The organism is Bacillus salipaludis (assembly GCF_030938565.1).
In the GTDB taxonomy this organism is placed as follows: domain Bacteria; phylum Bacillota; class Bacilli; order Bacillales; family Cytobacillaceae; genus Neobacillus; species Neobacillus salipaludis_A.
In genome coordinates this window covers 3,593,981-3,617,220 of sequence record NZ_JAVGVR010000001.1, presented here as the reverse complement: position 1 = coordinate 3,617,220, position 23,240 = coordinate 3,593,981, and the positions used below count along the sequence as shown (strand labels likewise).

25 protein-coding genes are annotated in these 23,240 nt (G+C 36.5%); 9 read left to right on the top strand and 16 right to left on the bottom strand.

Annotated features, from left to right (window positions below; translation table 11 throughout):
• Positions 1–54: 54 nt before the first annotated feature.
• The 7 genes from RCG21_RS17925 to RCG21_RS17895 all read right to left on the bottom strand — a co-directional run bounded on the left by RCG21_RS17925 (position 55) and on the right by RCG21_RS17895 (position 6,485).
• Positions 55–417 (bottom strand): hypothetical protein, encoded by a 363-nt coding sequence (locus RCG21_RS17925; protein WP_308913545.1) that lies wholly within the window; start codon positions 415–417, stop codon positions 55–57.
• A 432-nt stretch (positions 418–849) separates the two neighbouring features.
• Positions 850–1,746 carry an RCC1 domain-containing protein gene (locus tag RCG21_RS17920; protein WP_308913544.1) on the bottom strand — a complete coding sequence of 299 codons (897 nt, stop codon included), beginning with the start codon at positions 1,744–1,746 and terminating at the stop codon, positions 850–852.
• Between the two features lie 279 nt (positions 1,747–2,025).
• Positions 2,026–2,724, bottom strand: coding sequence for an ABC transporter permease (locus tag RCG21_RS17915; RefSeq protein WP_165976322.1), 699 nt, complete (start codon positions 2,722–2,724; stop codon positions 2,026–2,028).
• Positions 2,725–2,787: 63 nt separating this feature from the next.
• Positions 2,788–3,711: an ATP-binding cassette domain-containing protein gene (locus RCG21_RS17910; RefSeq protein ID WP_308913543.1), complete on the bottom strand. Its 924-nt coding sequence runs from the start codon at positions 3,709–3,711 to the stop codon at positions 2,788–2,790.
• 96 nt (positions 3,712–3,807) lie between these two features.
• A complete protein-coding gene (locus tag RCG21_RS17905) occupies positions 3,808–4,743 on the bottom strand; it encodes a sensor histidine kinase (RefSeq protein WP_133337036.1) in 936 nt (311 codons plus the stop codon).
• On the bottom strand, positions 4,744–5,442 hold the full coding sequence (locus tag RCG21_RS17900; RefSeq protein ID WP_133337246.1) for a response regulator transcription factor: 699 nt from the start codon (positions 5,440–5,442) through the stop codon (positions 4,744–4,746).
• A gap of 374 nt (positions 5,443–5,816) precedes the next feature.
• Positions 5,817–6,485 carry a cyclase family protein gene (locus RCG21_RS17895; protein ID WP_308913542.1) on the bottom strand — a complete coding sequence of 223 codons (669 nt, stop codon included), beginning with the start codon at positions 6,483–6,485 and terminating at the stop codon, positions 5,817–5,819.
• A 288-nt stretch (positions 6,486–6,773) separates the two neighbouring features.
• Here RCG21_RS17895 and RCG21_RS17890 point away from each other — a divergent pair, with 288 nt between their 5' ends.
• Positions 6,774–7,244, top strand: coding sequence for a DinB family protein (locus tag RCG21_RS17890; protein ID WP_308913541.1), 471 nt, complete (start codon positions 6,774–6,776; stop codon positions 7,242–7,244).
• Between the two features lie 124 nt (positions 7,245–7,368).
• Here the strand turns inward: RCG21_RS17890 and RCG21_RS17885 are convergent, their stop codons facing one another.
• On the bottom strand, positions 7,369–7,719 hold the full coding sequence (locus RCG21_RS17885) for a DoxX family protein (RefSeq protein ID WP_308913540.1): 351 nt from the start codon (positions 7,717–7,719) through the stop codon (positions 7,369–7,371).
• A 570-nt stretch (positions 7,720–8,289) separates the two neighbouring features.
• Between RCG21_RS17885 and RCG21_RS17880 the strand changes: the two genes are divergently transcribed.
• The 4 genes from RCG21_RS17880 to RCG21_RS17865 are packed head-to-tail and all read left to right on the top strand — an operon-like array spanning position 8,290 to position 12,023.
• Positions 8,290–9,834, top strand: coding sequence for a spore germination protein (locus tag RCG21_RS17880; protein WP_308913539.1), 1,545 nt, complete (start codon positions 8,290–8,292; stop codon positions 9,832–9,834).
• Positions 9,835–9,877: 43 nt separating this feature from the next.
• On the top strand, positions 9,878–10,000 hold the full coding sequence (locus tag RCG21_RS17875) for a GerAB/ArcD/ProY family transporter (protein ID WP_308914277.1): 123 nt from the start codon (positions 9,878–9,880) through the stop codon (positions 9,998–10,000).
• Positions 10,001–10,017: 17 nt separating this feature from the next.
• The gene (locus RCG21_RS17870) at positions 10,018–10,914 is read left to right on the top strand and encodes a GerAB/ArcD/ProY family transporter (protein WP_308913538.1); all 897 of its coding nucleotides are present in this window, start codon (positions 10,018–10,020) and stop codon (positions 10,912–10,914) included.
• On the top strand, positions 10,911–12,023 hold the full coding sequence (locus tag RCG21_RS17865; protein WP_308913537.1) for a Ger(x)C family spore germination protein: 1,113 nt from the start codon (positions 10,911–10,913) through the stop codon (positions 12,021–12,023). Before RCG21_RS17870 ends, RCG21_RS17865 begins: the two co-directional genes overlap by 4 nt.
• 256 nt (positions 12,024–12,279) lie before the next feature.
• Here RCG21_RS17865 and RCG21_RS17860 read toward each other — a convergent pair whose 3' ends face one another.
• Positions 12,280–12,384, bottom strand: a complete 105-nt coding sequence (locus RCG21_RS17860; protein WP_083402448.1) for a YjcZ family sporulation protein — start codon at positions 12,382–12,384, stop codon at positions 12,280–12,282.
• A 581-nt stretch (positions 12,385–12,965) separates the two neighbouring features.
• On the opposite strand from RCG21_RS17860, the gene RCG21_RS17855 reads away from it, so the two are divergent.
• Together RCG21_RS17855 and RCG21_RS17850 are read left to right on the top strand one after the other, a co-directional pair.
• Positions 12,966–13,079 carry a YjcZ family sporulation protein gene (locus RCG21_RS17855; protein WP_133337050.1) on the top strand — a complete coding sequence of 38 codons (114 nt, stop codon included), beginning with the start codon at positions 12,966–12,968 and terminating at the stop codon, positions 13,077–13,079.
• Positions 13,080–13,133: 54 nt separating this feature from the next.
• Complete coding sequence (locus RCG21_RS17850; RefSeq protein ID WP_035424235.1) at positions 13,134–13,223, top strand: YjcZ family sporulation protein; 90 nt, start codon at positions 13,134–13,136, stop codon at positions 13,221–13,223.
• A 193-nt stretch (positions 13,224–13,416) separates the two neighbouring features.
• Here RCG21_RS17850 and RCG21_RS17845 read toward each other — a convergent pair whose 3' ends face one another.
• Positions 13,417–13,638, bottom strand: a complete 222-nt coding sequence (locus RCG21_RS17845) for a hypothetical protein (RefSeq protein WP_208025392.1) — start codon at positions 13,636–13,638, stop codon at positions 13,417–13,419.
• A 376-nt stretch (positions 13,639–14,014) separates the two neighbouring features.
• On the opposite strand from RCG21_RS17845, the gene RCG21_RS17840 reads away from it, so the two are divergent.
• Positions 14,015–14,410: a DUF3224 domain-containing protein gene (locus RCG21_RS17840; protein ID WP_133337052.1), complete on the top strand. Its 396-nt coding sequence runs from the start codon at positions 14,015–14,017 to the stop codon at positions 14,408–14,410.
• A 216-nt stretch (positions 14,411–14,626) separates the two neighbouring features.
• On the opposite strand, the gene RCG21_RS17835 is transcribed toward RCG21_RS17840, so the two are convergent.
• From RCG21_RS17835 to RCG21_RS17820, 4 genes are all read right to left on the bottom strand, one after another.
• On the bottom strand, positions 14,627–15,061 hold the full coding sequence (locus RCG21_RS17835; RefSeq protein ID WP_308913536.1) for a GNAT family N-acetyltransferase: 435 nt from the start codon (positions 15,059–15,061) through the stop codon (positions 14,627–14,629).
• Positions 15,062–15,266: 205 nt separating this feature from the next.
• Positions 15,267–15,671 (bottom strand): recombinase family protein, encoded by a 405-nt coding sequence (locus RCG21_RS17830; protein ID WP_133337056.1) that lies wholly within the window; start codon positions 15,669–15,671, stop codon positions 15,267–15,269.
• A 344-nt stretch (positions 15,672–16,015) separates the two neighbouring features.
• Positions 16,016–17,686, bottom strand: coding sequence for a ribonuclease J (locus RCG21_RS17825; protein WP_308913535.1), 1,671 nt, complete (start codon positions 17,684–17,686; stop codon positions 16,016–16,018).
• 289 nt (positions 17,687–17,975) lie between these two features.
• Positions 17,976–18,572 (bottom strand): class I SAM-dependent methyltransferase, encoded by a 597-nt coding sequence (locus RCG21_RS17820; RefSeq protein ID WP_133337060.1) that lies wholly within the window; start codon positions 18,570–18,572, stop codon positions 17,976–17,978.
• 557 nt (positions 18,573–19,129) lie between these two features.
• On the opposite strand from RCG21_RS17820, the gene RCG21_RS17815 reads away from it, so the two are divergent.
• The gene (locus RCG21_RS17815) at positions 19,130–19,624 is read left to right on the top strand and encodes a hypothetical protein (protein WP_308913534.1); all 495 of its coding nucleotides are present in this window, start codon (positions 19,130–19,132) and stop codon (positions 19,622–19,624) included.
• A 72-nt stretch (positions 19,625–19,696) separates the two neighbouring features.
• Here the strand turns inward: RCG21_RS17815 and RCG21_RS17810 are convergent, their stop codons facing one another.
• Together RCG21_RS17810 and RCG21_RS17805 are read right to left on the bottom strand one after the other, a co-directional pair.
• Positions 19,697–20,167 (bottom strand): CBO0543 family protein, encoded by a 471-nt coding sequence (locus RCG21_RS17810; RefSeq protein WP_133337062.1) that lies wholly within the window; start codon positions 20,165–20,167, stop codon positions 19,697–19,699.
• A 285-nt stretch (positions 20,168–20,452) separates the two neighbouring features.
• Positions 20,453–23,110: an SGNH/GDSL hydrolase family protein gene (locus RCG21_RS17805; protein WP_308913533.1), complete on the bottom strand. Its 2,658-nt coding sequence runs from the start codon at positions 23,108–23,110 to the stop codon at positions 20,453–20,455.
• Positions 23,111–23,240: the final 130 nt, after the last annotated feature.

Here is a 23,240-nt window from a genome sequence, read left to right as displayed (position 1 = left end):
ACATTGTCTAAATAAACTTTTAATATATTAAACACAATAAAAGGAGAAGGTGAATTATAATTCTATTTTAATACCTTTTACGATTTTATCCGTAATTTTTTCTGCAACCTTATCAATAATTACCGTTTTATACTTTTCTAAAAATTGGTGAACGGCTTCATCTTGAATGGGTATTTCAACCAAGTCATTTATATCCTTGGCGGCCTGAAGTAATAGCATGATTTCTGGTTTAGCATTCGGACCGACACGAGATGCGCGTTGTGGACTTGGAAGTGAAAATTTATCCTTTTCTACATATTCCTCCAATTGTTCAACGGTGGTAATTCCTGCACGGTACAAACTCCGAATTAACGATTCAGAAAGTCTCTTTTCTTCAAATGGGATCATTTGATTCAATATATGTATATCACGTATCATTTTACACCTCTGTGTTTACCTACATTGGTTTTAGCCTTTAAAAAACCTCTAAAAAAAATCCTACAATTCCCAAATCACTATAAAACTTTCAATGTCTTTATTAAATCTATTGGATTATTTCCTCTTATTTAATAATAATTCTGGATACTTCCTACAAATTCTTAACACCTTAAAAGTTTTATGTTGGTAAATATTTCTACATTAATGCGTCGATTTCCTTCTTCCAAATTACCTATCCCGTAGTGAAACAAAAAAAGGATCACATCAGCAATCCAACCTAAACTCAAACAGCCCGTTAGCTGAAAATTAAAAATCCAAGTTAACCATATAATACAAACGCACACTTTAGCTAAAAAGGAATTTTTTACTTTTTATGTTTAATCCTTTACTTGATTTATACGTTGCAGGAACTGTATTCTTTTTACCCGAAAGCTAATTGCCGAGCAGTTCGATGCCATGCCAGCCGCTTACATCGCATTGGCCATATTCATTATCACCCGCAGCAACCACCGAGCCGTCCGATTTAAGGCCGATGGTATGAGCGCAACCCGCCGCTACTGCTACAATATCGCGCCAGTCACTTACCTTGCATTGACCATACTTATTCCAGCCCACAGCCGACAAAGTACCGTCAGATTTAAGACCGATGGTATGATTACTTCCCGCCGTGATCGCCACAATATCGCGCCAGTCGCTTACATCACATTGACCAACTTTATTATGACCCACAGCAACCGCCGTTCCATCCGATTTTAGCCCAACAGTATGAAGATAGCCTGCAGCAACTGCTACAATGCCGCGCCAGTCGCTTACATTGCATTGGCGATACCGATTATTACCCACAGCCGTCACTCTGCCATCTAATTTAAGACCAATGGTATGCCAGTCACCAGCCGCAACCGCCACTATGTCGCTCCAGCCGCTTACATTGCATTCACCATCATTATTTCGGCCCACAGCTGTAACCGTTCCGTCCGATTTAAGACCAATGGTCCGACGCCAACCCGCTGCAACCGCTACAATATCGCGCCAGTCTTTTACATCGCATTGGTTATGCTTATTCCAACCTACAGCCGCCACCGAACCATCCGATTTAAGACCGATTGTATGAGCGTTACCCGTGTTCGTCGCCATATGAACATTACTAGCAGCGACTGCCACAATATCGAGCCAACCGCTTACATTACATTGGCCATATTTATTATCGCCCACAGCCGTAACCGTTCCGTCCGATTTAAGACCAACGGTATGACGACGACCCGCCGCTATGGTATCTTTAGGCCACCGTTTAACCTTTAATGCGGCTTCTTTCGGAGAAATGTAGTCCATGCTTTACCTCCTGTGAAAACAAGACTTATTTTATTATTGTATCACTTTTGCTTGTTATACAAGCCTCCCTTTAACTACAACAAGAAAAGGGATTGCCGAAGCTTTCCCTTCTTTAACTATTGCATCCGTTCGTATTATAAAGTCAGCCAGATATTTCTGATTGACTGTTAGTCACCTATTTGTTGAAACATGCTTGGGAAAGCCATTCTAATTGAGGAATTCTTTTAAACTTCCTTTTAGCACATTTCTAAGACTCATAAAGTTAAGAAAGATTTGATTCTAATCTAAATCAATGTGGTTAATATTTCGAATTGCTAACACAACAATACCAAGAGCAATTAATGCCAAGGCAAGCGGAATATATATAATACTGGCTAATGAGAAATTCGGACCAATTGATTGGCATGTCACACTAACGATTAAAAGTGAAGAAATTATCGTTGCTGGAGTCGAATATTTTCTCATTCCAAAATATAGCGGTATGAGTGCTGCTACTGAGCTCGCAAATCCAAACATGATTACTTTTATTACCTCCGCTAAAAAATCGCTTAACGTTAAATTCATTGCAGAAGTCATATGAAAGATTTGATTCATTCCTATGAAACCACTAAGCACCAAGGTATGCGAAATTGTCATTGCAATGAATGTCATCCAAACGATAAGAATCAATTTTGCACTTAGAATTTTTTTACGATTGATTGGATAGGAAAACATGATGAGGATCGTTCGATTTTTAAACTCTTGAATAATCATTTTTGAAATAAGTACAGCTGCAAATACTATAAAAACCCCTCTAACACATGCTCCACTTATCGTAAAAATGCCTGTCACATCTTTTAACATTTCGGTCCCTTCACTTTTTTCAACCACAGAAATTATACATAGTAAACCTAGAATGGAAATATTCGCAAGAATAGCACCTTTTACAAACCATCCTAATTTAGTCTTATTTAATTCAAGTCTTATTAAATGAAACAAAATGATCGGCTCCTTGACTTTTAATATCTTACTTAATTCATGCCTATTCTTTTCGTTGAAAAGTTAACTCACGACCTGGTCTAACTCAACTTTTTTTATAAAATACTCTTCCAATGTGGTTCGTTTTTTATCAATAGACTCAATATCGATATTTTCCAATATTAATGTCTTAGAAATGGTCGATTGAGGCACTTCTGTGGCATAGATGCGAATGGTTTGGTTATCAACCACCTTAAAGTTATTAATGCCTAATTTATCATGCAGTACCATCGTCGCTTTTCTTTGGCTGAGTGTTACCAATTCTATATATTCTGTATTTCTCGCCTTTATCGTAGCTATTGAAGCCTCTTCAATCAGTTTTCCTCCTTTAATGACACCAATCGTGTCTGCAATCTGCTCAATTTCACCGATAATGTGGCTGGAAATTAAAAGAGTCATACCGTACTCTTGATTAAGCATTTTGAATAACTTTCTCATAGCCTTAATCCCAGCAGGATCCAGTCCATTAATGGGCTCATCCAAAATTAAGAATTCCGGCTTTGTAATAATCGCTCTGGCGACACTAAGACGCTGTCTCATCCCAAGTGAAAGTTCTTTTGGCAGCATATTTTCAACATTTTCAAGACCTACCTTATCCAAAGCATCACGAATCGCCTGCTTGCTATGGTATCCCATATAAGCACAATGCAGTTCAAAATTTTCCAGAACAGTCATTTTCTCATAAAAAATGGGGTATTCGATCATACTGCCTATTCTCTTCAAGTAATCGAAACAGTCGTGTTTAAGCAGCTTTCCGAAGATTGTAATTTCGCCATATGAAGGCTTAATCATATTGGTTAGCATCTTCATTATTGTTGACTTACCTGCACCATTTGGACCGAGAAATCCATAAATCTCACCTTTTCTAATATTCATCGTTACATGTGACACAACATCGTGCCCTTGAAAAGTTTTTGTTAAATTTCTTGTCTGTACAACATAGTTCATGATGACCCTCCTCGTTCTCTAACTGTTTTCATTCTAGCAAGCGACCCTTGCTTTTTTCTGTCTAAATTCTTACAAAAATCTTAAGATAAAAGTGAGCTACTTATTAAAATGTTTCAATGAAAATGTAAATGACGTTTTTTCAAATGGTATGGATTGTATTGAAATGTCTCCTTGCATTTCTTCAACCAGTCTTTTTGTAATGGTTAAACCTAAACCACTACCCTGGAAGGCTTTATTTCTTGATTCTTCAAGCGTGAACATTCGTTCAAACACGCGCTCCTGTTCGGTTTCATTCATTCCTTTTCCTTTATCGAAAACTTCGACATAGACCCTCGTTTCATCATAAAACACCTTTAAACCGATCATCTTGCCATCATCACCATAACGAAGACCATTTGAAATCAAATTATTTAAAACACGGTTTAATGCTTCTTCATTACCAAGTGCAAAAACGGGCTTTTCTGGTATCTCAATAACCACCTCAAATCCCTTGTTTTGGATCCATTCATAGAACAATAGAATATTATTTTTACAGATCTCAGTTAAATTAACTTTTTCAAGCGGAATATCTTTATCACCGGATTCTAACTTAGCCAAGTCAAAAAATGTATTCATTAACGTAATGAGTTCTAATGTTTTACTATGTACTTGTTGTAGCAAACGTATTCTTTCTTGTTCATGAAGTTTAGGTTGATTTTGAAGCATTTCAATATATCCTGCTATCACTGTAAGCGGCGTTTTAAGATCATGAGAGACATTTGCCAACATCCGTTTCATCGAGACTTTCATTTCTTTATAGTGACGTACATTTTCTTGATAACCATCGACAATTTGATTTAAATAATCTAACATTTCAATGAGTTGCTTATCATCCGTTACAAGGAGAATTCTCTCACTTGATTGTGCGGAATTGATCTCTTTTAGTTTATTTGCTATATAAGCAAGATTCTTTTTTCTTCCATGATTTGATTGATTTTGATAGATAATACAAATAAGTAAGAAAATTATGATACAGCTTAATACAGTAATCATTTAAAATTCTCCCAGCTTGTACCCGATCCCCCATATTGTTTTTATATAGACAGGTTTCGATGGAGTATTCTCAATTTTTTCTCTCAGTCGACTCATGTGAACGTTTATAATATTTTCATCACCATAGTAATTGTCGCCCCAGACGGACCGATAAATCTGTTCTTTTGTAAAGACCTTCTTTTGGTTTTCAAAAAACAAACAAAGAATCTTCCATTCCTTTGATGTTAAGTTGATCTGAATGCCGTTCTTTGTCGCACTAAGATTCTCCGTATCCAATTCAATCTCATGTACTTTGATTATTGATGTATTTCGTTCTATTTGAGTGACTATGTACTGTGTCGATCTTCTTATGGCCGCTTTCACTCTTGCCGTAAGTTCGACCATTGAAAATGGTTTAGTGATATAATCATCTGCTCCTAGACCTAGTCCTAATGCTTTATCCACTTCGCTATCTTTCGCTGACATAATAATTACGGGAATGTAACTCCTAGTCCGTACCATTTGAAGAAAGTTCATACCATTTAACTTTGGCAACATTAAGTCTAACAAAACCAGATCATAATGCTCATCCTTAAAGGCATTCATTGCTTCCTCACCATCAAAAACACATTTAACATTAAAGGTCTCATTATTTAAATATGTTTTTACCATATTACTAATATCCGGATCATCTTCGACAAGTAAAATCGTTTTCTGCATCATAAACAACGCCTCCCCTGTAATACTATTATATAATTGATTCCTTAACCCACCTGTGGAAGTTTAAGCATTGGAGTATTTGACCTTTGATTAAAATGAATACCTAAATATCAGCTGCAAACTATTAGATTCCTACATCAAATAGTCCTTTATTTGACAGCCTCTTTTTTTTGAACTAACCCCTTTAATGCAATAATAAAAGCTGCCAAAATGACAGCTTGATCTGCAACTCTAGCAGCCTATAATGGAATAATTCGGTAGTTTCTACTGTTATTCTATCAATGCATATATCTTTCAATAATAGTGCCGATTGCAGAACAAGCAAAATTTACTACGATTGATTTATTCTCTACAACATTATTACACACCTAACATTATTTAGTTAATACTTCGGCAAAAGCTCGAACAGGAAAAGTTCCAAAGCCTTTAATTTTGGGAGATACGGCATAAAATAAGAAGTCCTTATTTGAAAGTCCCTTTAAATTACACAAGTGTTCAACAATTAGTATTTCTTGTCTTAGTAAAACTGTATGTACGGGGCGAGCTTTTCCTGACGTGTCGTCTATATTTACAGAATCAATTCCAACTAATGCAGCTTGTTTATATGCTAAATATTTGGCTGCTTTTTCAGTTAAATAGGGATGATTTTCAAAATACTGATCCGTATTCCAATATTTGTCCCACCCTGTATGAATTAACACGGCTTTTCCTTTTACATCAAGGTCAGTAAATAATTCTTCATCAATTTCTTTGGTGTTTTCATCAACATGGACAATAACTCCTTCTAAACCTGCCATTTTATCAATGGTCGTTTCTGAAAGATCTTTCCCAACAGGATATCTATGGAATGGAACATCAACATAAGTTCCTATATTAGAGACCATTTCTATTTTTCCAATTTGAAATTCTGTACCTTTTTCATAATGCTTTCGAGATTCATCCCGACTTAAATAATCACAGATTATTGGAGCAGGTAACCCTTTATAAGTTATAAGACCATCTTCAATAGTATGACTTAAATCAATAAATGCTGTACTCCTCATAGCTAAATTTCCACTCTCCCTTTACCTTATAAATAATAAATGATACAAGAAAATTTTAACATATTTTCTAATTTTTCTTTGTGTTAAGTAAAAAATTATAAAGTATACATATCTAGAAAAGATTATAATTCTAACAGAAGGTTCCCATTAATCCTCAGGCTACAGCATCCGTTGAATAAGCCACGTAAATTCATTGTTTGAATATATATGTAAATTTTTCCTCTTTTATATTGGAACGAACATTCATTCGTGTATAATTAAGATATACCTGCCAAAGGAGGAATTATTTTGAACTCAATTGATTTAATTATTTTAAACTTTAATGAAGTTAGAAGAAGAAGCATAAAGGTTTGGACATCTATTCCTAAAGAAAAACTCCAATGGAAGCCGGATGATGAAGCAATGAATTGCATAGAAATGATTAGACACGTATTGGAAAGCGAATATTATTACCACCTGGCAATTAAAAATAGAGGGAGTTTATCTGTTTTCGACTCCCCTTACGAAAATAGACCATTCACTACTGTAGAAGCAGAATTGGAATTTACAGAACCATTTCGAAATGAATTCATAGATACCATCAAGTCCTTTACTGAAGAAGACTTAGAAAATATAAAGATTGACCGTTCCGATTGTGGTTACATAAGAGATTTAGGTGACATGCTTTTACGTGTTGCCTATCATGAATCCGTTCATACTGGTCAGTTATTGGATTATTTAAGAACAGCAGACGTTCCAAGAATTCGTATCTGGGATTAGCCATTACATTGGTGCAATGATTTGGACTAAACACCTTTACCTAGAGACCTTCTATTAACATAGTATTATTATAGGGAAGTAAAATGTAAGTTTTTAATTAAACTGATCAAAATTGTGAACAGGATTAAGCAAACGTTATGTTCTTAATAATCAAGAAAATAGATAATATTAAACAGATTGTTGCAGGGATAATCATTACAATTGATTGATGGGCTCGAAAAATATGAGAATGTATCGCTCCTAACATGAGAAGCACAAATAATACACTTGATCCAACAGTTAAGTAGCTAATCCAGATACCACTAATCATACCGATTGCACCAATAATTTCAGTCAATCCAATTACAGACATGAACCATAATGGATATTGATAATGCCGCCAATGTTCAACCTGAAACGGCATACGTAAAAGTTTTATGAAACCTCCTACTAAAATAAAAACCGCTAAAATTACTTGTATGACATTAATTATCATATTTCCTTACTCCTTTTCTTGTATTATTAGGGGAATTCTGTCTGAGGATCATATGGATATATATTCCATATGAATTTTATCATGAATAAAATCATTATAAAGTTAAAATTTCACCTTGCCTGCTCCTTTAGCTCACTTGGGCTATTTCTCGGAGATCCACAATTTATATGCTAGATTGGTTTAACCATTTGATTTACTGTTTTCAAGTACCCTACTCATTTTTGAGAGGGTTATTTGTTTTTCTAAGAAAATAAAAACAGACTCTAAAAAAGAGTCTATCCATAATAGGCATTTTATTTATGATTTACGAACTTTAACAAAAAGAAAAATAACGGATTTTTTTATTTACCTATTCAAAAAAAATAGATTAATTAATTGCTAGAGACAAACAAAGGCCATTAGAGAAAGGGTCACTTAGATTTTGAGCAGGGGCTTCTTAATTATTGCCATTTTTCTATACTTTGAAGAAATTTATTTCACCCAATTATTTTTTTAACAATACAAACAATTACATATGTATACCATATTTTGGGGATGATAATGGAAACATTTTGATAATGGAGTAAAAAAATGAAATTCATTTACCCTGCCTTAAAAAAGTTCATGAAAAGGGATATTCAACCAGGTACTTCAAGTATGGATTCTATATCGTTTAAAGAGATATTCCATACAATCGATGAAAATATTTCTTTTTTTAAACAAACATTTTCTGATTCAGCTGATTTAGTGATTAAGGAATTAAATGAAAGAAATATTCAGGGAAATTTGGTTTTCTTAGATACGATGGCAGATAAGGATAAGATTCAAAGAGATGTTTTCAAACCTTTAACTGAAGCGGAGAGTGCCCAGTTCGAAGCTGTAATTCTTTCTAACTTTCTTAAATCAGATAACTTATTTAAAGCTCAAGAAGCACTTTTAAATGGATTCTGTATTTTGTTCTTGGATGGTGTTAAAGAATTCTATATGGTGGAAGTCGGCCTCTCCAAAGACAGGAGCATTATAGAACCTAGTAATGAACAAGTCATTCAAGGATCTCATGAAGGTTTTATCGAAAATCTTTCAACCAATCTTCATTTAATTAGAAAATCGTGTAGAACCGCAAATCTTACTATGGAACATATAATGTTAGGTGACCAGGTTCAATCCAAAATAGCCATGGTTTATATGAAAGACCTTGCCAATTTTGAAATGGTTAACGAATTCAAACGGAGGGTCCAGCATATTTCAATGGATCATATCCCTAGTACTGGAGCTCTTCAGGAATTGATCGAAGATTCCACATGGTCTCCCTTCCCCCAGATTTTAAATACAGAAAGAGTTGATCGTGTAATAGGTCATCTGAATGAAGGAAGAGTGGCGGTGTTGATGGAAGGGTACCCTGCTTGTTTAATTATTCCTGTGACTTTTTTTGCCTTTTTCCATTCACCTGATGATTATAATTCACGCTGGATGATCGGAACCTTTATCCGGACCTTGAGACTCGTAAGCATTTTCATAGCGGTTAATTTACCCGCTATTTATATCGCAGTGATTGGTTTTCATTTTGAAGTACTGCCGGATGATTTAGTTCTCCCTATTGAAAGTTCTATTAAAAATATCCCTTTTCCTCCGTTAATTGAAGCACTTGTAATGGAATTGACCATTGAATTGATTCGGGAAGAGGGGGTACGCCTTCCATCAAGAATTGGCCAAACCATCGGTATTGTTGGAGGTTTGGTTATTGGTGATGCAGTTGTCCGTGCAGGGCTTATTTCGAATACCATGATTGTGGTTGTAGCGATTACGGCCATTGCAGCCTACAGTATTCCAACCACAGAAATGAGTGATGCCGTACGATTTTTGCGTTTTCCCCATATGATTTTGGCGTCAACCTTTGGATTTGTAGGGATTACCTTTGGGTTTATGTTTACTTTAGCTCATTTATGCAGGTTAGAATCATTTGGCACAGCCTACTTTGCACCTTGGGCACCTTTTCGATTAAAAGACATTAAAGATACGTTTATCCGTTTGCCCCTTTGGAAATTTAATACACGTCCACTTGATTCAAAACCAAACATCCTGAAAAAGCAATCTTTGGCAAGGGGCTGGGAAAGTAATGAAACAAAACAAGAATAAAATTACGAACAAACAGCTTGTCTTTATGATCATCTAGGCCCAAATTGGTGTAGGAATATTATCCTTGCCCCATGATGTAGCATTAGCAGCCAAACAGGATGGCTGGATTTCCACCCTAATAGCCGGAGTCATCTCACAAGGTATTATTTTTGCCTTTGGGGACTAAGCAGAAGATTTCCATCGTTGTCTTTGTATCAAATAATCCCTAAATTACTGGGGAAAGTGGTCGGGAAGATCCTCATTCTCTGTTATGCACTCTATTTTATGATAACAGGTAGCTTAGTTTTAGCAAGATATAGTGATATCTTGGATAAATGGATTCTACCCCGTACCCCTAATTGGATTACAATGGTTTTAATCCTCTTCACCTGCATTTACATCGTCAGTGCTAGTTTAACCAGTATAGCGAGATTTTATGTACTGGTGTCTCCAATTCTGTTTGTATTATTCGTGTTGATTGCGTATGCCCTGAAGGATGCGAATTTCCTATATATTTTTCCAATAGGGAACCATAGCATTCTAACGATATTGAAAGGTTCAAAAGAAGCTGCTTTTTCCATGTTAGGATTTGAACTGTTTCTTTTTATCCATCCCCATGTCGAATCTTCCGGAAATGAGAAACTGGTCGCCATTACGACAGCGAACATTTTTGTCACCTTCTTTTATACCTTTTTGGTGGTAGCAGCGCTTGTCTATTTCGAGCCCAATTTAGATATCGGACTAACCCCAGAGCCCTTATTATATATGATTAAGGCCTATTCGTTTCAGGTTCTTGAAAGAACGGATTTATTTTTCTTATCGCTCTGGCTTGTAATTGTTGCTACTTCGATTGCGAACTGGCTATTATTATCAGCAATGGGGTTGGCCAGCCTTTTTAGAAAAAAAAACTATGCCCGCTTGCTGCCCATTGTTGCAGGAATTAATTTAATTTTGGCACTCATACCTGATCAAGGAAGAGACTTTGAAAATTTTAATCACTTCCTTGGGCCGACGCACTATATTTTTATCGGCATCATCCCTGTACTTTTACTCATTCTCTCGTGGGTTTTATCGAAAAAAGAAGTGATGAAAAAGATATGAAAAGCAAAAAGCCTGTCATTGTCCTTCTATGTTTATTACTTACTGGATGCTGGGACCAGCACCTCATGAAAAATGCAGTATTGGTACAGATATTAAGTTATGATGTAGCAGATAACGACGAAATGTTATTAGGTGTTTCCATTCCAATAATTGATGAGTCCTCCAACGGACCGCAAGCCCGAGTAAAAAGTGAAACATTTTCTTCAAAAGGTTATACACCAAGGGATTGTCGACGTAAAATCGATCGAGAAATATCTGGAATATTAGATACATCTAAAAACAAACTGATTATGTTCGGCGAGCGGATGGCGGCTGCAGGTATTTATCCACCATTGGATGTCATTTGGAGAGATCCGAGAAATTCACTGGGGGCCTCAATAGGTGTAGTGGATGGAGAAGCGGTGAAATTACTTGAAATTAATCCAAAACATGAGCCAAACGTTAGTGAATATATACAAGATGCTCTTACTAGCGCTGAAGAAAATTCGATCATTCCGTTTCAAACCATCCAGACAATGGCCTCAGAATTGCTTGATCCGGGAGAAGATATTGTCCTCCCCTATCTTAAAATAAATAAAAAGAAAAGCGCAGTAGTCGTCGGCCTAGCACTAATGGATGATACAGAATATTCGGGAAAAAATTTATCTCCGCAAGATTCATGCCTCCTTCTTTTAATGAATAATAAAAAAGGAGAATATGCACGATTTACCAAACGAGTGAATAAAGACGAGCCGCAGACATTATCAAATTATATTTCCTTGAATGTCAGCAACTTAAAAAGAAAATTGAAAGTTGATGTAAAAAATGGTGAGGTTTCTGTTCAATTAAAATTGCATTTAAAGATAAATGTAGAAGAATATCCTAAAGGGGATGTCCCCAAAGATATCGAACGACTGAATAAGGTATTATCAAAGGAGTTTACAGAGGAAGCAAAAAAGGTTATTACAAAATTACAGGACGCGAATTGTGATGCATTTGGAATTGGGAGGAGATTGATCGCGTTTCACCCCAAAACTTGGGAAACGCTAGATAAGAAGGAATATTTTAAAAATGTACAGTTTAAAACGAATGTAAAAGTTGAAATCATCAAACAAGGGATTGTCTTGTGATGATAATCAACCCTGAGCACTAAGAAAGTGAGTGACGGAAACTGCATACATAAAAGTATCTCCTTTAAATATATAAGAACAGGACTGATGACAGCCCTGTTCTTATTATTGAAGGCTAAATCATAGTGAATGATGGATCACAATATTTTTAAGATAGAATGTCAACTTTTAAGCAAAAAGACCATTTTCTCCTTTAACCTTAAGAAGAATAACGGTTATTATAATTTCCTAACGTACATAAGGAATAGGTTATTTTTTAAACAAAACCACCAACAAAAGACGCTCCAATAATAATAAGAAGGATAAACAAAACAACGAGTAAGGCAAAGCCACCACCTGCGAAACCTACACCATCAGACATATACACAACCTCCTTTCAACTGTTACCTATAAACTATGTAAAATATCAAAAAAGGAATGGGCACTATCTGCAATTGAACCCCTTCACCTAGGTTGTCTCCCTATTCCATGCATAGTGAAATCTTTATTTAGTCAAATGGATAAATATATACAAAAAAGCCCTACAAGGGGCTTTTGGTGATTGAGACTGTCTGTGACAAGTCTATGTGCTAAGCAAGAATAGGCTTTTCGGATACACTCTAGACTATGCATCAGTTTAACTTGAGTACCCAATCGGATAAGCCTAATTTGGAGTAATCTTTTAGAACATAACCCCAAGAATTAATTCATTATATATCAGCACTTGTCCTTCCATTTCATTATCTTGTACATATACTATTATTACACCAGCGTAAAACCAGCATATTACACATACCTTCTCTTTTAAGAGCGTTTGCCTATAAAGCAGACGTTTCTTTGCATTTTTAGGCAAATCATATATTTACCTACTCAATATGATATTTGTCCAAGCGATTCTTGTCTTATGAAATATTATACATAGTGAAAGGTTTATTTCGAACATTTTAACAGGTGGTGATAAATATGTGCTTTGGAGGCTATGGCTACGGTGGTGGCTTTTACGGAGGTAGCACTTTCGTGTTAATCGTAGTATTGTTTATCCTTCTAATTATTGTTGGTGCAGCTTGTTTTTATTAATAAACCAATACACGTTCTAGCGGAATGAATCCTTTAGGCTGGAGGTGTTTAAACATGAGTGGCGGAGCTACTTCTGGTTTTGCGTTAATCGTAGTATTGTTCATCCTTCTTATCATTGTTGGTGCATCATTTATGATGTACTAGTAGTAATAAGATGAATAGAGCAGGAAAAAGTCCCTTTATCGGGACTTTTTTAAAGTTCAATCGCTTGACGTAACCGAAAAAATTAACTCCCTTAATCTGTTCTAGGTATTCGATGTCTTCTTACATTCGTGATATTAAACGAGACAGATTAAATAGCATAAAAGGATCTTCGGTTGAAGATCCTTTTTTCGTTCTATTGTAAATTGTTTTGTTGCGATTTAGCTGTAGCTTGGGCTTGTTGAACTTCTTGTTGAGCTTGCTGGACTTGTTGTTGAGCTTGTTGAATCTGTTGTGTGTTTGTACTTGCTTGAGCAGATTGAACAGCTTGTTGCGCTTGTTGAGCAGCTTGCTGTGCTTGTTGAGCAGATTGAACAGCCTGTTGCATCTGTTGTTGCTGTTGGTTTTGTTGTGTCATGAAAATACCTCCCAGGTATATGAATTTGGTTTGGAATGGAAAATAAAACTCAACAATAATTAAAATTTGCAAGTTTGAATAAGTTTATACATTTTTTTCAGGCTTAATATCCTTTATGTTACGAATGTTCTAACCTTAAGATAAATAGTTAATTGTGTAGATTGATATACAACTTTTTCGTTCCTCCATACTTGAAAGCGTCGGTATTGACGCATTTTTTATAGCTCTTTGAATCAAATATTCCGCATATTTTCGGTGTTTTTTTCCAATTTGCAGGAAAATTAATAAAAGCAATCCTATTCTATTATTGATAATGGTGCTTTTTGGATATTATACTGGAGGTGAATTACTATTTAATGATGAAGGGAGATTTACCATGGAGGTAACATTTACAGTAAGCAAATGGGATGAAAAACCAGTAGACGACACTAGAAAAGAATTCCCTATAAATATTGCCCATGTCGAATATGATATTGAGGGTGAATTAACAGGAAAAGCTTTTGTTGAATATTTATTACTTTATATAGACTCTACTATAGATGATGGTCACTTAGCCACTTCTAAAATTTCCGGATTTCTACATTTTGAAGGAACTTACAAAGGAAAACAGGGGACATTTACTGCTTTAGAGCAAGGAATATTTGATAAAGGAAATTTAGATTCACCAGCAACAATCATCAAAGCTACCGGTGACTTAGAGAGCTTGAAAGGGTCTTATAACTATAAGTTTACAGGTGAAACCAGTAAGATGGTTCTAGACTTTAAATTCTAACAAAGCAGTAAAAGGACATTTCTGTACTACCAGGAATGTCCTTTTCGTCGAAAGGTCTTCTACAACTATCCCCGCGTTACTTCAATAACAAAAAAGACCGCCGCAGCAATCTTTCGGTTACCTCCACTTCAAAACCCTATCTTTCACTCAAGCACCTGTTAGCTGAATAATAAAGTCTGCCTTTGTTGACAGCTTGTTCTGCAACATAAGAACCCTTTAAGTGAGCTTCTTTTTAAAACCTAAATGAGTTTGGGAACTATATCCCGCTGACTCATAGAACTTTACAGCGTCAACTCTGTTTCTTTCAGTTACCAATATCACTTGAGAGCAACCCCTTTTGGCAGCAATTTTCTCAAGTTCGGTTATTAAAGCTTTCCCTATCCCTTTGTCCCTATAGTTTTTATCTACTATCATGTTTTCAAGGACTAAAAAAGGCTTGCAATCCCCATATAGTTCCTCACATATTACTCCCATAACAGAACCGATTAATTTAGTATTTTCAATGGCACTGATAAATATATGGCTATCCTTTTTATGTAGTTTATTAAACTGCTTATACATGGTTTCAATACAAGATTCTTCGCCCCAAAATTGTTTATATAATTGTTCAAGTTGAGGTATGTCTTCTTCAATCAATTGCCTTATAATCATTTTTTACTCCTTTACCTTTTCATTTCAAGGAAGAAAAAAGCATTACCGTTGTTCTAGTAATGCACCTGTTACCCATCCATGTTTTAAAGGAAAGGCAGTCAGAAAGGTTTGTATATTCATTTTTTCCTTTCGTTTTCCAAGTCCATGTAGGCTGCATCAAAATAATGTCTTAGACAATCTATTGCATGATTGTCTACAGCCATTTTTAAATTCCTCCTTGTGTCGGCTCTCTATTTTCATTTTCTTCATTTAAAGCACGATACAAAGCTGATCTGGAAACGCTGGTTATTTCTGTTATCTCCTTAACAGTATAATTCTGGGAGTGATACATGTCTAGAGCATGTTTCATTCCTGCGTGTTTAGAATGATATTTCTTAACTCTTCCTTTGTACTTCCCTTTTTCTTTTGCAATAGCAATTCCATTCCGTTGCTTTTCATTGATAAGGTTTCGTTCCATTTCAGCAACTGCACTCATAGTAGTTAAAAAGAGCTTCCCCCATTTTGAATTCCTTGTGTATATGTTCGAAGATAAAATAACAAGACGGATTTTGCCTCCATTTAATTCTTCGACCAATTCTTTTATTTTAAATCTATAATTACTGATTTTCATGCTGCAACCTTACGCAGCATGGATGCAGCCGTCTTGCTAGGGACTTAATGTCCAACCACCCAATAATACAACATAATGTAAACTATGTAGCATTCTCTTAGTGTAGGTCGTATGATTTAGCTATACTAGTCTACATAGTTTACAAATTAAATTTAAAATTGAATTCTACATAGTTTATAGGAAGGATTCCTTTTGGAGGTTCTCCAAAAAGGCAAGGTCTTCTCTAGCACAAAAAAGCCGATTTCCTAAGACAATAAGGAATCGACATTTATTTATTCTTCTTCTACAATCGAGCTCGATTGTTAAAGATCAATTAATTCATTTTTTTAAAAACTTACCTCCGATTAAATTTCAATAAGTATAGGAACAATCATTGGCTTTTTCTTAGTATGTGTATATACATATTGTCGTATTGATTTTTTTATTTGTTTTTTCATTACATTCCATGAGTTTCTATTTGCTTCTAATAACTCGTTAACAATTTTTGAAGTAAGTCGATTAACGTCACTTCGTAGTTCCGAGAAATCTCTATCTACAAATCCACGAGAAAAGGTATCGGGTTCAGAAATCAGTTTTCCTTCCGCTTTGCTCATAGTTAAAACAATCATGAGCATTCCATCTTCTGAAAGCTGTTTGCGGTCTCGTAACACAATTTCCCCAACATTACCGACATCTCCCCCGTCTACGTAAGTATTCCCAACGGGTATTCTCCGGGTGTGACGGGCAATGGTATGTTCAATATCGATGACATCGCCATTACTGATGATAAACGTGTTTCCTTGCTCTACTCCAACGGATTCAGCTAACAAACGGTGATGGTGTAGCATTCTAAATTCACCGTGAATGGGAATAAAATATTTTGGTTTCATTAATGTTAGCATTAGTTTTAAATCTTCTTGATAACCATGGCCGGAAACATGCATTCCGGATGTACTTCCTGACCCATAAATTACGTTGGCTCCAAGTCCAAAAAAGTTGTCAACGATACTTGTGACATTTCGTTCATTCCCGGGTATTGGACCTGCTGCAATGATAACCGTATCTTTAGGTAAAATGTCAACACCGCGAAAGTTTCCAGTGGACAGGCGGGCAAGAGCAGCCAATGGTTCTCCTTGACTCCCCGTGCATAAAATAGCCACCCTTTCAGGAGCCATTTCATTGATTTCATGTGGGTCAATTAACATTCCACCAGGAACTGTTAAATAACCACGTTCCATAGCAACCGCTATGACCTTAACCATACTTCGTCCAAGTAACACAAGTTTTCGATTTGTTTTTTGCGCTGCATTCACGACTTGCTGAACGCGACTAATATTTGAAGCAAAGGTAGAAAAAATAACTTTTCCTTCGGCTTTCATGAAAGCTGCTTCTACATGTTCACCTACTATTTGTTCCGATGGGGTCAAACCAGGACGTTCTGCATTAGTACTCTCAGACAATAGGAGCAAGACCCCTTCATTGCCGATTTCAGCCATTTTATGAATATCCGAATGCTCATTATTCGCAGGGGTTAAATCAAACTTAAAGTCCCCCGTATGTACAATATTCCCCTCTGGTGTGTGAAAGACCATTCCCAAGCAATCAGGAATACTATGGGTCACTTTGAAAAAACTTACACTCATTTCTCCGATTTTCAAGGTTGAGTTTGAGTTAATTTCAACAAGATCGCTTTCTCTTAGAAGTTTATGTTCTTTTAATTTGATTTCAATTAATCCTAGTGTGAAGCGTGTGGCATAGACGGGTACATTCAATTTTTTTAAGAAGAACGGGACCCCCCCAATATGATCTTCATGTCCATGTGTGACAATTAAAGCTCTAACTTTATCTTTATTTTCTACTAAGTAAGCTATATCAGGAATAATCAGATCAATTCCTAATAAACTTTCATCTGGAAACTTATTGCCACAGTCGATAATCACGATATCGTTTGAATATTCGATTGCATACATATTTTTCCCGATTTCATTCAAGCCGCCCAAGGCGAAGATAGATAATGCATTCTCGTTCATACTCAAATTTATATCCTCCCACTTTATATCTAATCTTAGTATGCCCTTTGGGTTTCCCTTTATCAGTGGGTTGAATGCTTGAGTTTCCTATAAAAAAGGAAATTCTAGACTTGGTTTTTTTCCTAAAGTACTGACTGAAACATTGATGTCTTGGTTTCCCACATCGTTACCGAGTTCTTTCCTCTCGTAGAGACAGCTGCGAACTAATGACATTTAACAAGGTCCAAAGTCCCCCTTTGATTTGAATGGTTATTTTTTAAAGACGTTGTGAAGCAAGAAATGAAAAAGCATAAACTCACTTGATACTACTGGATAGAAACATGGAGGCATCCTGATTCATAAAAATACGATTGCCTTGATAGAATGTCTTAATTTCAGTTGATATAAATCCAACTTCAGATAATCTGTTTTTCAGATCGTCATGTGAAAAACCGTTATGAACTTTCGGATGATGGATTTTTTCGTTTTTGTCAAAGTCAATAATCATCAACTTGCCACCATCATTTAAAATGTTGAACAATTCTTGTAAAATTTTTTTAGTATCCGGAATATGAAGAAGGACAAGTGACATTAAAACGATGTCTGCCTTAAGTTTAGGGGTTTCTTGAGTAAAATCGGAATAAAGCACTTTTGAGTTGGTGATTCCTTTTTGAGCAATTTTTGTTTTCGCAACCTCCAACATTTCTTTTGATGAATCTACCAACAAAATATCAGCTACTAAATCTGATAATTCTAAACTAACCAGTCCAGTACCGCTCCCATAGTCTAATAAAGATTTTGATTGATTATTTCGTAATTCCGGTCTTATTTCCTTAACGATCACATTAGCTAATTCAATTCTTTCCTCTGTATCATATCTTCTTGCCATCTGTTCAAAAACGTTATTTTCCATATTTCTCTCCCCTATATATTAAAAATTATGGCTTTGTTAAACCTGATTGTTGCTTTCCGCTTCAGGCAATTCGCTTTAATCATCTTTGTTTACTAATCAACATTGTTCATTAGAATAGCCAAAATTAAATCTATATAGTGGTCATTATAGCAAAGTTCAAAAGCTTGAAGGGGATTCTCCCTCACCCTCATTCATATAACTTGTTTCAAAAACATGGTATATAAAACACGAACAAACGTTCCATCGATGGGTGATTTCAATAAAATTTTAATACGATTGCAATGTTTTGTTCATACTTTGTTAAACTATTTTATCTATAATAAATTTGCTAGGACAAATAAACATCAAACCCCTTCTAAAAAAAGTGTCAGGTACCTTTCTGCTAAAGGAATACCTGGCACTTTTTTATGAAACCACAATAATTTCCCTCATTGGACTCCACTCACTTACCCTTGTAATATCCATTTCTTTATTCAACCGTTACTCCCATGCTTCATCCATAAAATGGTTATTGGACATTTCTTCCCGTGCATATAGTGTCCGTGGGGGTGATCAGATTGAACAAAAAGAGAATCATCATTCTACTCTTTCTAATGATAGGGACGCTTCTTACTGCTTGTGGAAATGACCCGGTTAAGGATGATTTACAAAATTATGTAAACAAACAAACAAAGCCGCTCGCGAAAAAAGAAAAAGATGTGATTAATCTTTATGAAAGTGTCACGGGAGCAAATTATACAAATGACAATATCACTTATAACACAATGGTAAAAGAAGTAATCCCCAAATACCGCGATTATATTGCTGAAGTAGAAAGCATCCGGCCTAAAACAAAAGAAGTCCGTGATATCCATGAAATCTATCTGAAAGCAGTCAATTTACAAAACAGTGCTTTTATTATGATTGTCAGTGCGATCGAAGAACAAGATCTTAATAAAATCAACGAAGCAAATAATAAATTAACAGAAGCAAGAAAAATAATGAGAGATTATCAAAACGCATTAAAGGAATTGGCGAAAAAGCATGATTTGACATTTGAGAAAAACGATTAATGATTTCCACATGGACGGTTGGAAGGTTCTTGCGGCCACTTTTGAACTAAAAAAGCCACAAGAACCTTCCCACTATGTTCTTTTTAAATTATCCAATTTCTTTATTAATCCCACAAATCCTCTAATTGTAAATAAAGTGAAGTTTACACTTCCGAAGGTATGGAATGGAGACCATTTTTTCCATTTGAATAACCTGGAATTCTTTTCAAAGTACCATTGGCCGATACTCATTGGTACACTAAAAATTAAACTCTTTAAAAGAATTTTAACCAAATTGTCATTATAAGATATTTTAACCCAGATAACACTTAAAATTGGGAAAAACAACATGTCATAAATAATATTGGTTTTAAAAATTTTAGGAAAAGGGCGAACAGGGTAATCAATTCTTTTGGTACCCACAACATAAGCATCAACTAGAGTTGCAAGTACTCCCTTTGAGAAAAAAATAACTAAATTTTCCCTCATTTTTGATCCTCTGAATAGGAAGGGTAAGGAAACAAGGCATAGTGCAGTAAGTAAGTTTAACAATTTTTTCTCCACTTATATACTACTTCCTCTCAAATATGTAATAGTGATATTATTACAATTTCCCCAAACATATTTTTAATTCCTTTTTAGTTATTTTTCAGTGAGGGTTTTTGAAATTATCAATAGGGTATGTAGTAGTTCAAATACTCTAAAACAACCTTTTTGCTAAATTCAGTTGAAAACTTAACAAATTAAAACCCCTCTAAGTTGGATTATTAGTCCAACCTAAGGGGATCATTTCAGTTGATAGGTTTTGGTCTAAATTTTTCTCTTTATAACGCAGTGGATTCTGCTTACTTATAAAAATGGGTAGATTGCATTTGCGTAAGCAATTGCCCCTTTATGGTTAGGATGGCCCATTGAAGCTCGTTTGCAGATCTCGAAGTCTATTCCCGTACAGCCAGCTTTTGTACAAGAGATCAGCCGTTCAGCTGCGATAAAATCCTGTGGAGACATATCCAAATTAATCCCGAATAAATAAGGATCGTTGGTTAGAGCAGAGTGTTCTACACCAATATTAGGATCGGCAAAGAAAAACCGGTTTTTTCCTTCCGGAGTAGTATTGGTTTCATCCACAGCCTGTTGGAGATACAATTTGGACTCGTTCGCAAGCAGCAAGCTTCTTTCATGTATGATCTGCAGATGATGTTCCGTCAAAAACCCAGCCACAACACCACCTGGTATTCCATCTGTCGCAATACCTAACGCAACAAGTAATACTTCTACAGCACTTAGATTGCTATGCTCAGAAACAGGAGGATAGTATCCCGTTACAATGACTTTGGCATTTGGAAAGGTTTTGCCCACTTCAGTAAATAAAGTTTTACTATTATCAAGGAATTGAGTCCGATTAAGTTCACTCAAATCATCTTGATTAAATGGATTCAGGACAACTCGAAGATTCACATCATTGATTCCGCCATCCATAATGATCAGATCTACCTGCTCTGGATCACCGACAAATAAATCACACTGTTGGAGAATCGTCGGATAGGAAACAGGAACCTCTCCATCTACTGCAGGAGTGTTTGTATGATCATCTACTCCAATGGTCGCCCCTGAATGCGCAAGTACTTGGGTATAGAATCCGATATTTCCATTCCGAGCTTTAACAGCATTGCCGACAAGGGAATAGTGCTTTTCCTGTTCGAAAAGACCTTGACCCCAGGAAACAGAATCCCCAAGGACGAGCATATGAAAGGTATCCAACACCAAATTTAGGGTGTTAGATGGAGTACCGTCTGATAGAATCACGCGTGCTGTCACATGCTCTCCTGATGGATTTTGTTCAACTGTGGAAGGTCTGATCAAGGTGAACTCAAGCTGGGTTGGGCTTAATAAAGTAACATCCGGCATATCCTGATCATTGATCCGGACGATGGCATTTTCGGAAAATCCACTGCCGATTAACGTTACTTTTCGCCCCGGAATCACTCGCATATGTTCATTTTCTTTGTTATCCTGCTGGGCAGAATCGACCTTAGACTTAATATACAAAGAGGCTTTGTTAGATAATGTTCCATCCGACTGTTTGACCTGAATAGTATGCTGCCCACCTCTAATAAAAGGAGCGGAAAATTGCAGGGACGTATCACTGTATACATTTGTTGGCACTGGCGAACCATCGATAAGCACAACATCGGTTTTCGTATAACGCTTGCCTTCTAATGTGATGCTTTCCCCTGCATATGCATAAGCAGGAGTTGCTTTAAAAATAACTGGTTCAAGCAGTTTTATCAAGAAATCCTCTCGATCGATGGCACGCATACTGATCGGATCTGGAAGTTTTCCTCCCTCGTAGCCTGAAAAACCTTGAGCAGAAGATGCACCATCGGGGCCTCTGGATCCTGCCGTTCTGGATCCAGGCCCGCAAACAGCTCCAAAGTTAGCTTTAAGAGAATCTCCAACAGGTCCTCCAGCTCCACCAGAACCCCTTTCGCCAGGCAGACCTCCTGCTCCTCCACGTCCACCATCGACGGTTATGTAAAAACCTTGAAGGTATTGATTGATCACATTCTGTGGGGCATATAGAGAAAGCTTCCCTCCAGTTCCCCCATTTCCTCCATCTCCGCCCAAACCTGCATTTCCACCTGTTCCTCCGTTGCCGCCAGCACCTGCCCCAGATTTGCAGAATCCTGACCAATCTAATTGCGCAGGTTTTCCTTTTCCTCCTTGGCCGCCATTCCCGCCATCCTGACCAGCACCACCGGTCGTTCCATCCTGGCCTCTTAAATCAAAAGCAGGACGTCCAGTCATATCAAGCACCCATACTTCTAATTCAGGAGCACTCGTTCCGTCTGGGCCTCTGCCGCCTTTGACACCATGTGTTCCATTTGTCCCTGTAATGCCCACAAGCGTAGTGGAAGTTGGCGCTTGAGGAGGTGTTGGTGGTTTCATCGGTTTAGCAGGACTAAATTTACTTGGCCTTTCCCATGTAAACGTAACATTTTGGCCAACCGTTATTTTTTCAGCAATTAAAATAAGATAATGCTGCGGTTGTTTGAGGACAATGGTCGTATTGTCCTGTAAATTGATTTCGGTGGCGACCCAATAAGCGGTATCTACATTAATCTGGGTTGTAAGACTTGACACAGAAGCAGCACTTACTGTTTTCGATGGTAACGGAATGGCTTTAAGTATAGTAGCCTGGCCCCCAGCAGGTTGAAGTACAGGTGTTGTTGCCGTGTTCGTTAATTTATATGCTGACTGAAAGTATACCTGACTGGCCGCCAAATTTGGATCAGGCCTTGTTAGCCCTGCTTGTGGTATTAAATTTCCTGATAAGTTAAGTGTTCCAAGGGATGAAAGGGAAGTAATTCCCACCGATTCTAGAACGGCTTTGTGATACTGTAATCGGTCCTGGCTTGAACTTGTGAGTGAAGTGATTGTGTTCGTGCTCATGGTAATGGATTGTTTTGCAATGGGGATAAATTGTGTTCCTAGTGTTGAAGTCATGTGATTCCTCCTGAGATTAACAATGTTTAGGCATTTCTCATCCAGCAAACCCATGAATGTCTAGTGAAACGACGTGGTATGAAGGACTTAAAAACCCGATTAAAAATATATTTCAGAAGGAATTACAATA